Below are 11,145 nucleotides of genomic sequence, written 5' to 3' on the forward strand. Positions count from 1 at the left end.
GCGACTTCGTCTCCCGGGTCCAGATCGGCATGGTCGGCGTCAACGTCCCCATCCCGGTCCCAGTGGCCTACCACAGCTTCGGCGGCTGGAAACGCTCGGGCTTCGGCGACCTCAACCAGCACGGCCCGGCCTCCATCCAGTTCTACACCAAGGTCAAGACCGTCACCTCACGCTGGCCATCCGGCATCAAAGACGGCGCCGAATTCGTCATCCCCACAATGAATTAGCGCCATGTTTGCCCTCAACGACGACGAACGGGTGATCACCGAGACGGCGGCCGCCTTCGCCGACAAACGCATCGCGCCGCACGCCCTGGAATGGGATGCCGCCAAGCACTTTCCGGTGGCTGTATTGCGCGAGGCCGCCGAACTCGGGATGGCGGCGATCTACTGCCGCGACGACGTCGGTGGCAGTGGGCTGCGCCGGCTCGACGGGGTCCGCATCTTCGAGCAACTGGCGATCGCCGACCCGGTCACCGCCGCGTTCCTGTCCATCCACAACATGTGCGCGTGGATGATCGACAGCTTCGGCACCGACGAACAGCGCAAGGTCTGGGTCCCGCGCTTGGCCTCGATGGACGCCATCGCCAGCTACTGCCTGACCGAGCCCGGCGCCGGGTCCGACGCCAGCGCCCTGAGCACCCGCGCCGTCAGACACGGGGGCGACTACGTGCTCGACGGCGTCAAGCAGTTCATCTCAGGCGCGGGGGCCTCGGACGTCTACGTCGTGATGGCTAGGACCGGGGGCCCGGAAAAACCCGGCCCGCGCGGCATCTCGGCCTTCGTAGTCGAAAAGGGCACGGAGGGACTGAGTTTCGGCGCGCTCGAGGAGAAAATGGGCTGGCACGCGCAGCCCACCGCGCAGGTGATCCTCGAGGGGGTGCGGGTGCCCACCGACGCGATGTTGGGCGGCGCGGACGGCGAGGGTGCCGGGTTCGGCATCGCCATGAACGGCCTCAACGGCGGGCGCCTCAACATCGCGGCGTGCTCGCTCGGTGGCGCGCAGGCCGCCTTCGACAAGGCGGGCGCCTACGTGCGGGAGCGCCACGCGTTCGGCTCCTCCCTGCTCGACGAGCCGACGGTGCGGTTCACCCTGGCCGACATGGCTACCGGGCTGGAGACCTCGCGAATGATGTTGTGGCGGGCCGCAAGTGCGTTGGATGCCGACCACCCGGACAAGGTCGAGCTGTGCGCGATGGCCAAGCGCTACGTCACCGACACCTGCTTCGAGGTCGCCGACAAGGCGCTGCAACTGCACGGCGGCTACGGCTACCTGCGCGAGTATGGCCTGGAAAAGATCGTCCGCGACCTACGGGTGCACCGAATCCTGGAAGGCACCAACGAAATCATGCGGGTGGTCATCGGCCGGGCCGAGGCCTCGCGGTTCAGGGCGAGCGCGTAGAAAGGCAGCAATGACCGCAATAGCGTTCCTGGGACTTGGCAACATGGGCGGGCCCATGTCGGCCAATCTGGTCGCCGCCGGCCACGCCGTGCGAGGGTATGACCCGGTACCCACAGCGGTGACGGTGGCGTCCTCGAATGGCGTCGCGGTATTCGACAGAGCCGCCGACGCGGTGGCCGACGCCGACGTGGTCATCACGATGCTGCCCAACGGCGACATCGTCAAACGCTGCTACACCGACATCTTGCCCGCCGCGCGACCGGGGGCGCTGTTCATCGACAGCTCCACCATCTCCGTCAGCGACGCCCGCGACGTGCATGCACTGGCCGAGGGGCACGGGATCGCGCAGCTGGACGCGCCGGTCTCCGGCGGGGTGAAGGGCGCGGTCGCGGGGACGCTGGCGTTTATGGTGGGCGGCGACGAGTCCGCGGTGGAGCGCGCCCGGCCGGTGCTGGAACCCATGGCGGGCAAGGTCATTCACTGCGGCGCGGCCGGCGCGGGCCAGGCGGCCAAGGTGTGCAACAACATGGTGCTGGCGGTGCAGCAGATCGCGATCGGCGAGGCGTTCGTGCTGGCCGAGAAGCTCGGGCTGTCCGCTCAATCGCTGTTCGACGTGATCACCGGCGCGACGGGGAATTGCTGGGCGGTGCACACCAATTGCCCGGTGCCCGGCCCGGTTCCGACATCGCCGGCCAACAACGACTTCAAGCCCGGTTTCGCGACCGCGCTGATGAACAAGGACCTGGGCCTGGCGATGGATGCGGTGACATCCACCGGTTCGGCGGCGCCGCTCGGCACGCACGCCGCGGAAATCTACGCCAAGTTCGCCGCCGACCACGCGGACAAGGACTTCAGCGCCGTGATCGAAATGCTGCGCTCGACCTGATTCTCGTTCAAATCTTCATCTCTCGTTCAAATCGTCAGAAGTCGCCCGCATTGCGGCGCAACGTTTCGATAGATGACACCAGCGCTTCCGACTCGGCAGCTTCCATTCCGATGTCGGCGAACACCTGCTCGTTGAGCGTGATGGTGGCGTCCTCGACGGTGGAACGGCCGAGGTCGGTGATCCGCACCAGCGTCGTCCGCCCGTCGGTGGGGTGCGGCACCCGCTGCACCAGCCCGTCCGCCTCCAGCCGGCGGATGGCGTGGGTCACGCTGGTCACGTGCACCTGCAGGCGATCGGACGCCTTGGTGATCGGCAGCGCACCGGTGCGGCTGAACGCCAGCAGGCGCAGCAGCTCGTAGCGGGAAAAGCTCAGGTCGTAGGGGCGCAGCGCGGTCTCGACGCGGGCCAGCAGGATTTGGTGTGCGCGCATCACGGAGGTGACGGCGACCATGCCCGGTGACACGTCGCCCCAGCCGGCACGCTCCCAGTTGGCCCGTGCCGCGGCGATCGGATCGCGTTTGGAACTCGATGCGGCCACGCCCTTTCTTACCGCATCTGAGACCGGGGCGGAGCCTTTCCTATCGCCGACAGCACGGCCAGGGTCGATGCGCGGTTGCCCACGGTAATCCGCGCACCGCCGTCCTCGTAGTGGCGCATGTGCAGCCCGCTGTCCGCGAACACCTCATGCCACGGCCGACCCCTCGGCGGCAGGTACATGAAGTTCGCGTGGGCGTCGGTGGTGTATACGCCCAACGCGCTCAGCCGCATCCCGAGATAGCGGCGTTCGGCGTTGATCGACTGGATTCGTTGCAGCAGTTGGTCTTCGGCGTCGTATGACGCCGAGACCGCAAGCAGACTGGTGAGCGCGACGCCGAACGGCAGCTGCTGGGACCACAGGTCTTTGGCCAGCTCCGGCGACGCCAGCCCGTAGCCGATTCGCAGCCCGGCCAGCCCGTAGGCCTTGGAGAACGTCCGCACCACCACGACGTTCGGAAAACTCGCGAGCAGCGCCGGGATGTCGATGCGGTGCTCGGGCGCGGCGAACTCGATGTACGCCTCGTCGAGCAGCACGACGGTGTCACGCGGCACCCGGCGCAGGAACCGCACCACCTCGTCCGCGGTCTCCAGCGTGCCGGTCGGGTTGTGCGGGCGGCACACCACCACCACTCGGGCATCCGCGGCGGCGTCGGCCAGCCCGTCGAGGTCATTGTGGCCGTCCTTGTCGAGGGGAACGGTCAGCGGATTCAACCGCGCCATCCGGGCGATGATCGGATAGCCGTCGAAGGTCGGCGACGCCATCGCCACCGTGTCACCCGGAGCGGTCAGCGCGTGCAGGGCTTGCAACGCCACACCCGTCGCGCCGGCACCCAGCACCACCTGGTCGGCGGGCAGGCCGGCGTGCCCGGCGATCAGGCCGCGCAGCCGTTCGGGCAAAAACTCCGGATAGCGGTTGACCGCATAGATGGAGCGGATCAACGCCGAGCGCACCGCCGGCAACGGCGGGAACGGATTCTCGTTGAGCGACAACGCAAGCGGATCGATCGCGGTGGGGAACACATCGTCGATCTCAGCCGCGAAGGGGCCGCGGACGGGTTGCATCAGCCCCGGCCACCCCAGCGCACTGCTGCCGCGCCGGCGAAGTCACCGGCATGGGCGAAGGCCGCCATCATGACCACGTCGCCCGTCTTGGCCTGACCGTCGGATATCGCGTGGTCGAGGTTGACCGGGATCCCGGCGCTGAACAGGTTGCCGCACTGATCGAAGGTGTCCCGATGGCGTTCCGGGGGTAGTTCGAGGGCGTCGCGCCAGTTGCGCAGGAACGCCCGGTTGGGCTGGTTGGTGACCAGCAGATCGATGTCCCTGGAGGACAGGCCGATTCGGTCACAGACCGCCAGCGCCACCTCGGGCACCTGCCGGTTGCCGCGCGCCAGTACCTTGGTGATCTTGCTTTCGGTGAAGCCGATGCTGCCCTCGCCGGTCCCGGGCTGCCACCACTTGCGGGGCGGGTCGAAGGAGAGCGTCATCTCACCGGCGTATTCACCGTAGGTGCGGCACTCGACATCGAGAATGGGTGACTGATCGCCCACGCTGACCAGAGCCGCCGCCGCTCCGTCGCCGGGCACGGCCGATTGCGCCTTGCGGCGGATCGTCGGCTGATCGAAGAACTGCCCGGCCGCGTTTTGCGCGATCGCGATCAGCGCGGTGCGCCCTTCGCCCGACAACAGCAGCTTGCGGGCCACGTTAAGCGCCAACACGAACGCGGCGCACCCGCCGTTGTTCAGGTCGAGCACCCACGAGGGCCGCATGCCCAACCGGTGCGCGATGCCACCCCCTTGGCCGTAGAACGCCATGTCCGGCACCTGCGTGTGGGTGATCAGCACATCGGCGCCCTCGACGGCGTCGTGGCCGTGCCGCTCGATCAGGCCCTGCACCGCGCGTTCGATCATGTCGATCGAGCTCTCCTCCGGTGCGACGTGATGACGAAACTTCGGCGCGCGGAACATAAGGTTGTCTCGCAGATCGTCGGATTCGGCGAATTGCGCGTAGTACTCGGCGCCGATCGGCTCGCCGGGCAGATAGGTGGAGACGTCGATCAGGCTCACGTTCGGCTTGCTCATGGTCTTCTCATCTCATCCATTTGGGGGTCACCGGGAGCCCGTTGCGGTGCCGGTACTCGGCGATCGCCTTGAGGTTCTTCAGCTCCAGCAGATGGCCGGCGCCGAACATGTCCCAGAAGTCGCCGACCCACACCGGGCGCTTCGGCGGTGCGGTCTGGGGATACGGGTTTTCGTCGTAGAACGGGTGGTGGCAATTCGTCCACAGCACAACGGAACCGGGCTTGTCGAGGACCGCCTGCGCGTCGACCACGCGCATCAGGTAGATCATCCACAGGTGCTTGCCCTGGTCCCACGCGCAGTGGTAGTCGACGGTGCGGGCCTGCTCGTTGACGATGGTCCGCGTGTAGATCTCGGTCTCCGAACCGAGCCGGTCGTGGGCCAGCCACAGGCCGGGTTCGTCGGTGGGGGTGAAACCGCGCAGGCTGTACGTCCACTCCTCGAGGCTGCGGGTGTCGGCCATGTACTCGTACAACTCGTCGGGCGGACAGTCGACGTAATCGTTGACGGTGCAATACTCACCGAAGACCTGGTCGTGCGGGTACACCGCCCGCATCATGTCCATGATGATCGGGGTGGCCTTTTCCCGGGGGCTGGTTTCGATGCGGGTCACGCCGTCGATGGGCGTGGGGATGTCCTCAAGCGCGGGTAGCGACATCGGTCCGGTTCTCCTTTGCGGTTGAAATCCCCTGTGGGGCGCTGTTATTGGCCGACAGCTTGGTGAGAAACGGTGCGAACGGTGGCATTTCGTCGGTGGCGCATTCGACACAGACGACGGATGGCCCGTCGATGGCCAGCGCCGCGCGCATCGCGGCGGCAAGCCCGTCAAGCTCGCCGACGTCGACGGACGCCAGCCCCGGGAACATGGCCGCCAGCCCGGCGCCCAGCCGGCTGGGACGGAATCGGTTGTAGCTGTACAGGTTGTCGTAGAAGAGCTGTTCGCGGGTCACACACATGGCGTGGGCGTTGTTGTTGAACACCACGAACGTCACCGGCAGCCGGTAATGCACCGCGGTGTGCACCTCCATGCCGTGCATGAAAAACGCCCCGTCCCCGGCGATCACCACGGTGCGCCCACCCGGCCGTCCGGTGTTCGCGCGCCCGAAAGCCATTCCGATGCCCGCGCCGAAGCTGTAGCCCATGCCGCCCATGCCCAGCGCGACCGCGAACCTGCCGTCCCGCCGCGCCGGCAGGTAGTGGATCGCCGCGGCGCCGGTGTTGCCGGCGTCGACGACGATGTCCGCGCCGTCGGGCAGGCAGCCGTCCAGCACGGCCATCGCATCGCGATAGCGCACCCCCGGCCCAGCGCACGCCGGCGGCGACAATTCGGTGCGCCGCACCATGTCGGGCACCCGCACCTTGGCCGGGCGTCCCGGCCCGGACAGCGCCTGGGTCAACATGCGCAGCGAGCCGCGCAGGTCGTCGGTGTGCACGTGCGTGCACGGAACGTACGGCGGGGCCGAGCCGATCGAGACCGTCCGCACCGCCGCCAGGGCGTCGTCGAGTCCGGTGCGCGCGGTGACCGACAGGCGCGTGCCGACCACCAGGCACACGGCGCTGTCGGCCACCGCTTCAACCACACCCGGATGGCCCATGACGCCGGTCACCCCGAGCGCGGACGACGACCCGAGGCCCGGTGTGCCGGCGACGTCCTTGGCGTCGGGCACGGTCGCCACCCGCGCCCGCAACACCGCACGCAGGGCTTCGAGCTCGGCGCGGGCGTTGTCACGGGCGACCTGCTCGCCGACGATGATGGTGACCGGACCGTTTGCGTCGCGCAGCATTCCGGCGATCGGATGCGGGTTGCCGATGGGGCGCAGGTCCACCGCGGCGAACCCGTTCCGGGAGCTGTTGCGCTCGCAGTCCAGGTATCCCTGCTGAATGTCCTTGGGCAGCAATAACACTGCCGGGCCGCCGGTGCGCGCCGCGGCGATCGCCCTCGAGAGGGCCGGCGCGGCGTCGGCGGGGTTGAGCACCCGCTCGCACGACACCGACACCGCGGAGAACACCGCCTGCGCGTTCAGCGAGCCGTTCTCGCCGCTGGTGTCCTGGAAGCTGCCCCGGCCGTCCATGGTGGTGGGGGCCTGACCGACCAGCGCCAGCACCGGAACCCGGCTTGTCAGTGACTCCCCGAGGGCCGCAACCAGATTCAGCGCCCCGCCGCCGGACGTCGCCGCGACGACTCCCAGTCCGGACCCCAGTCCGGCCCCGCTGCGGCAGTACCCGTCGGCCATGGCCGCGGCGGAGAATTCGTGCTTTGCCAGCACGGCGGTGATGTCGGTCCGGAAGTGCGCGGCGTCGTACAGGTCCTCGATGTTGGCGCCGTCCACACCGAAGATGTGATCGACGCCGACCGACGCAAGCCGCTCGACGATGTGGTCGACCACCCGCTGCTTCCTGGGCATGTAGGTAACACGACGCGCGGCGAACTTCAGTTCACCGCGCGCCGGGTTTTACAGCGAACGCTGCAGCAGAACCTGGCCGCTGTCAGCGGAAACCACTTGCACGGCCGCGATCTGGTCGACCGGCGTCGAAATGCTGCCCGCGGGCGTCGCGGTGTGACCGGGTTCGGCCACCCACGTTGCCAGCCGGGTTTGGCTGCCGTCGCGACCCACCACGACCATCGCAAGCGTGTCGTGGTGCGCGTTCAGCGGAGCCAGGCAGACACACTTCAGGTTGATCGACGTCCCCCAGTGCTGGCTGGACAGCTGCACCGTGGAGGTCAACAGGCTGGTACTAATCTGCGCCATCGGCTGCGAGGACGCGGCCACCTGCTGTGCGGGTGCCGAGTGATTCCCCTGCACACCGACGAGCACGCCGATCCCCAGCACCGCGGCGGCCGCGGACGACGCCACCCATGTCGCCACCCGCGTGCGGCGCCGGCGCCAGCGCACCGTCGCCAACAGCGAGGGCAACAACTCCGGCGAAATCTCCGGCGCCGCCTGCATGGTACGGCCGGACTCGTCGATCGCGGCGACCTCTTCCCCGTCCAGCTGAGAAAGCAGGGCCGGCACGCCACTCAGATCGGCGACGGCCTCCCGGCATGCCGGGCAGCCGGCCATGTGCCCCTCGAACTCGCGGCGGTCGGAGGCGGACAGCGAACCCAACACGTATGCGGCATCCCACATCGCGTAGCGGTGGTTGTCTTCCGTAGGCAAACCAAACACCTCGTTGTCACCGGGCGGGCCGATGCCTCGTAGCGTCCTCATCTCGTCCATCTCCTGTCACCCATCAAGCATTCGGAGCCGATGACTGTCGGGATCGGTTTCTGTCTAAACCCCCGCGCCGTCATCGGGTGACTCCAAGTTCCTGCAGAGTGAGCCGCAATGCCCGTACGGCATAGTGTAGTCGCGACTTCACTGTTCCTTCAGCGATCTCAAGGTCCGCAGCAATCTGCGCGGTCGTCCAACCGCGGTAGTAGGACCGCTCGATCACCGCCCGGTGCTCGGCGGACAACTGCGTCATGGCCTCGGCTATGAGCAGCCGGTCCAGCGCCGCGTTCACCTCGTCCGGTGTCGACTGTTCGGGCGCTCCGGATTCGTCCAGCGAACGGACGACGTTGCGGTACCTCGCGCTGCGTCGATCATCGATGATCATGTTGCGGGCGACGGTGAACAACCACGCCCGCGCCGACCTCTCGGTGTCGCCGACGACCTCCGGATGCTGCCACGCCCGCAACAGCGTCTCCTGGACGACGTCCTCGGCCTGGCTGGCGTCCCCCGTCAACCGGAGCGCATAGCGCCACAAAACCGCGGCGTGCTCGTCGTAGAGCGCCTTCATCAGAGCGGCTTCCGCAGCCGCGGTGCCGGCCACCCGAGCCACTCGATCACCTCCTGCCAGGTAAACGAGCGGAGCAGGCGTTTAGTTCAAGCAACGGTGAGGATGCGCGGCCCGGCTTCGGTCACCGCGACGGTGTGCTCCCAATGCGCCGCACGTGACCCGTCGGCGGTCGTGACGGTCCATTCGTCGTCGAGCACGATCGTTTTGCTGGTTCCCAGCGTCAGCATCGGTTCGATGGCCAGCACCGAGCCCGGGGCCAGTAGCGGGCCCCGCCCGGGTGAGCCCTCGTTGGGCAGGAACGGGTCCATGTGCATTTGCCGGCCGATGCCGTGGCCGCCGTAGCCCTCCACGATCCCGAACGCGCACCCGTAGCGGGCCTCGGCGGCGCGCGTGCCCATTTCGACGGCGTGCGCCACGTCGGTCAGCCGGTTACCGACGATCATCGCCGCGATGCCGGCCAGCAGCGATTCCCTCGTCGCGTCGCAGAGCTCTTGGTCGGCCGCGTCCAGCGTCCCGACCCCGAAGGTGATGGCGGCATCGCCGTGCCAGCCGTCCAGCACCGCGCCGCAGTCGATGGACACCAGGTCACCGGGGGCCAGAATTTCCGCGGCGGAGGGGATGCCGTGCACGACCCGGTCGTTGACCGACGCGCAGATCGACGCCGGGTAACCGTGATAGCCCAGGAACGACGGGACGGCCCCGGCCTCGCGGATCACCGACTCCGCGATTTCGTCGAGGCTCAGCGTCGAGGGCCCCGCGACCGCGGCCGCATGAACCGCGCGCAGGGCGGCGGCCACCACGGCGCCGGCCGCCGCCATCGCGTCGAGCTCACCGGGGCTGCGCTGCGGCACGACCCTGCGACTCCGCAGCCGCGCCAGCGCGCTCATGACTACTTGCCCAGCGCGTGCAGCGCGCGGGCGAACACCTCGTCCACCGTGCCGACGGCGTCGACCGTCTTCAGTTTGCCGTTGTAGTACTCGAGCACCGGCGCTGTCTCGTCGCGGTAGACCTTCATGCGGTTGAGGATGACGTCGTCGGTGTCATCGGCGCGGCCGCGCTCCTTGAGTCGCTGCAGCAACTCGTCCTGCGAGACGCGGAATTCGATCACCGCATCGATGTCGGTGCCCCGCCGTTCGAGCATGTCGTGCAGCGCCTTGGCCTGCTCGAGCGAGCGCGGGTAGCCGTCCAGGATGAAGCCGTGGGCCGCGTCCGAATCGTTGAGCCGGTCGTCGACGAGCTGGTTGGTCAGCTCGGAGGGCACCAGGTCACCGGCGTCCAGGTAGCGCTTGGCCTCCAGGCCGAGTTTGGTCCCGTTTTCGATGTTGTCCCGGAAGAGCTCCCCGGTGGAGATTTGCGGGACCCCAAGCTTCTCGGCGAGCTTTTGGGCCTGCGTCCCCTTGCCCGCCCCGGGCGGTCCCAGCAAAACGACTCTCACTTGAGGAACCCTTCGTAGTTGCGCTGCATGAGCTGGCTCTCGATTTGTTTGACCGTATCCAAACCGACGCCAATCATGATCAAAACCGCCGTGCCGCCAAACGGCAAATTCTGAACCGCTCCGCCGTTGCCTATCTGGAGGAACAGGTTCGGCAGCACCGAGATCGCGCCCAGGTAGATCGAGCCCGGCAGCGTGATCCTGCTCAGCACATAACGCAGGTAGTCGGCGGTCGGCTTACCGGGGCGGATGCCGGGGATGAACCCACCGAACTTCTTCATCTCGTCGGCGCGCTCGTCGGGATTGAAGGTGATCGACACGTAGAAGTACGTGAAGAAGATGATGAGGCCGAAGTAGATGCCGATGTAGACCGGATCGCTCGGGTCCGACAGATAGCTGCCGACGAACTTGTCCCACCAACTGTTGCCCACGCCGCCGCTGCCGCTCCGGATCAGCTGGGTGATCAGGTGCGGAATGTAGATCAGCGAGGACGCGAAGATGACCGGAATAACACCGGCCTGGTTGACCTTCAGCGGCAAATACGTCGAGGTTCCGCCGTACATGCGCCGGCCCACCATGCGCTTGGCGTACTGCACCGGGATGCGGCGCTGGCCCTGCTCGACGAACACCACGCCGACGATGATGAGCAGCGCGGCCCCACAGACGGCGGCGAAGATGACGCCGCCGCGGCTGTCCAGGATGCTTTTACCCTCGGCCGGGATGCGCGCGGCGATGCCGACGAAGATGAGCAAGGACATGCCGTTGCCGATGCCGCGTTCGGTGACCAGCTCGCCCATCCACATCACCAGCGCCGCGCCGGCCGTCATCACCAGGACGATGACGACCAGGGTGAAGATCTTCTGGTCGGCGATGATGTCCAGCGAGCAGCCCTGCAGCAGCCCGCCGTTGGCCGCCAGCGCCACGATGCTGGTGGCCTGCAGGACGGCCAGCGCGATCGCCAGATAGCGCGTGTACTGCGTCATTTTGGCCTGGCCCGACTGGCCTTCCTTGCGCAGCTGCTCGAACCGCGG

General features: G+C 67.7%; 13 protein-coding genes. 3 read left to right on the top strand and 10 right to left on the bottom strand.

Translation table 11 applies throughout. The features are described from left to right. The 3 genes from JWP83_RS00975 to mmsB form a co-directional block, all read left to right on the top strand. The coding region (locus tag JWP83_RS00975) for an aldehyde dehydrogenase family protein (RefSeq protein ID WP_297724807.1) at window positions 1-227 on the top strand (227 nt) is incomplete at its 5' end. 4 nt (window positions 228-231) lie between these two features. Then, window positions 232-1,401: an isobutyryl-CoA dehydrogenase gene (locus JWP83_RS00980; RefSeq protein WP_297724809.1), complete on the top strand. Its 1,170-nt coding sequence runs from the start codon at window positions 232-234 to the stop codon at window positions 1,399-1,401. 10 nt (window positions 1,402-1,411) lie between these two features. Continuing rightward, window positions 1,412-2,287 (top strand): 3-hydroxyisobutyrate dehydrogenase, encoded by an 876-nt coding sequence (gene mmsB, locus JWP83_RS00985; RefSeq protein WP_297724812.1) that lies wholly within the window; start codon window positions 1,412-1,414, stop codon window positions 2,285-2,287. A gap of 34 nt (window positions 2,288-2,321) precedes the next feature. Here mmsB and JWP83_RS00990 read toward each other — a convergent pair whose 3' ends face one another. The 10 genes from JWP83_RS00990 to secY all read right to left on the bottom strand — a co-directional run. Then, window positions 2,322-2,825 carry a MarR family winged helix-turn-helix transcriptional regulator gene (locus tag JWP83_RS00990; RefSeq protein WP_297724815.1) on the bottom strand — a complete coding sequence of 168 codons (504 nt, stop codon included), beginning with the start codon at window positions 2,823-2,825 and terminating at the stop codon, window positions 2,322-2,324. An 8-nt stretch (window positions 2,826-2,833) separates the two neighbouring features. Further along, window positions 2,834-3,886, bottom strand: a complete 1,053-nt coding sequence (locus tag JWP83_RS00995; protein ID WP_297724818.1) for an aminotransferase class I/II-fold pyridoxal phosphate-dependent enzyme — start codon at window positions 3,884-3,886, stop codon at window positions 2,834-2,836. Continuing rightward, on the bottom strand, window positions 3,886-4,905 hold the full coding sequence (locus JWP83_RS01000) for a 3-oxoacyl-ACP synthase III family protein (RefSeq protein WP_297724820.1): 1,020 nt from the start codon (window positions 4,903-4,905) through the stop codon (window positions 3,886-3,888). Before JWP83_RS01000 ends, JWP83_RS00995 begins: the two co-directional genes overlap by 1 nt. A gap of 7 nt (window positions 4,906-4,912) precedes the next feature. After that, window positions 4,913-5,560 carry an SRPBCC family protein gene (locus tag JWP83_RS01005; protein WP_297724822.1) on the bottom strand — a complete coding sequence of 216 codons (648 nt, stop codon included), beginning with the start codon at window positions 5,558-5,560 and terminating at the stop codon, window positions 4,913-4,915. After that, on the bottom strand, window positions 5,541-7,307 hold the full coding sequence (locus JWP83_RS01010; RefSeq protein WP_297724823.1) for a thiamine pyrophosphate-dependent enzyme: 1,767 nt from the start codon (window positions 7,305-7,307) through the stop codon (window positions 5,541-5,543). The genes JWP83_RS01005 and JWP83_RS01010 overlap by 20 nt, the downstream gene beginning before the upstream one ends. Before the next feature lie 48 nt (window positions 7,308-7,355). Beyond that, window positions 7,356-8,111: an anti-sigma factor gene (locus tag JWP83_RS01015; protein ID WP_297724826.1), complete on the bottom strand. Its 756-nt coding sequence runs from the start codon at window positions 8,109-8,111 to the stop codon at window positions 7,356-7,358. Between the two features lie 79 nt (window positions 8,112-8,190). After that, window positions 8,191-8,724: a sigma-70 family RNA polymerase sigma factor gene (locus tag JWP83_RS01020; protein ID WP_297724829.1), complete on the bottom strand. Its 534-nt coding sequence runs from the start codon at window positions 8,722-8,724 to the stop codon at window positions 8,191-8,193. A gap of 44 nt (window positions 8,725-8,768) precedes the next feature. Then, window positions 8,769-9,569 carry a type I methionyl aminopeptidase gene (map, locus tag JWP83_RS01025; protein ID WP_297724832.1) on the bottom strand — a complete coding sequence of 267 codons (801 nt, stop codon included), beginning with the start codon at window positions 9,567-9,569 and terminating at the stop codon, window positions 8,769-8,771. Between the two features lie 2 nt (window positions 9,570-9,571). Continuing rightward, complete coding sequence (locus JWP83_RS01030; RefSeq protein ID WP_297724835.1) at window positions 9,572-10,117, bottom strand: adenylate kinase; 546 nt, start codon at window positions 10,115-10,117, stop codon at window positions 9,572-9,574. After that, window positions 10,114-11,145: preprotein translocase subunit SecY (gene secY / locus JWP83_RS01035; RefSeq protein WP_297724838.1), on the bottom strand; the 1,032-nt coding region annotated here is incomplete at its 5' end. The genes secY and JWP83_RS01030, both read right to left, overlap by 4 nt.

The organism is Mycobacterium sp. (assembly GCF_025965855.1).
Taxonomy (GTDB): Bacteria; Actinomycetota; Actinomycetes; order Mycobacteriales; family Mycobacteriaceae; genus Mycobacterium.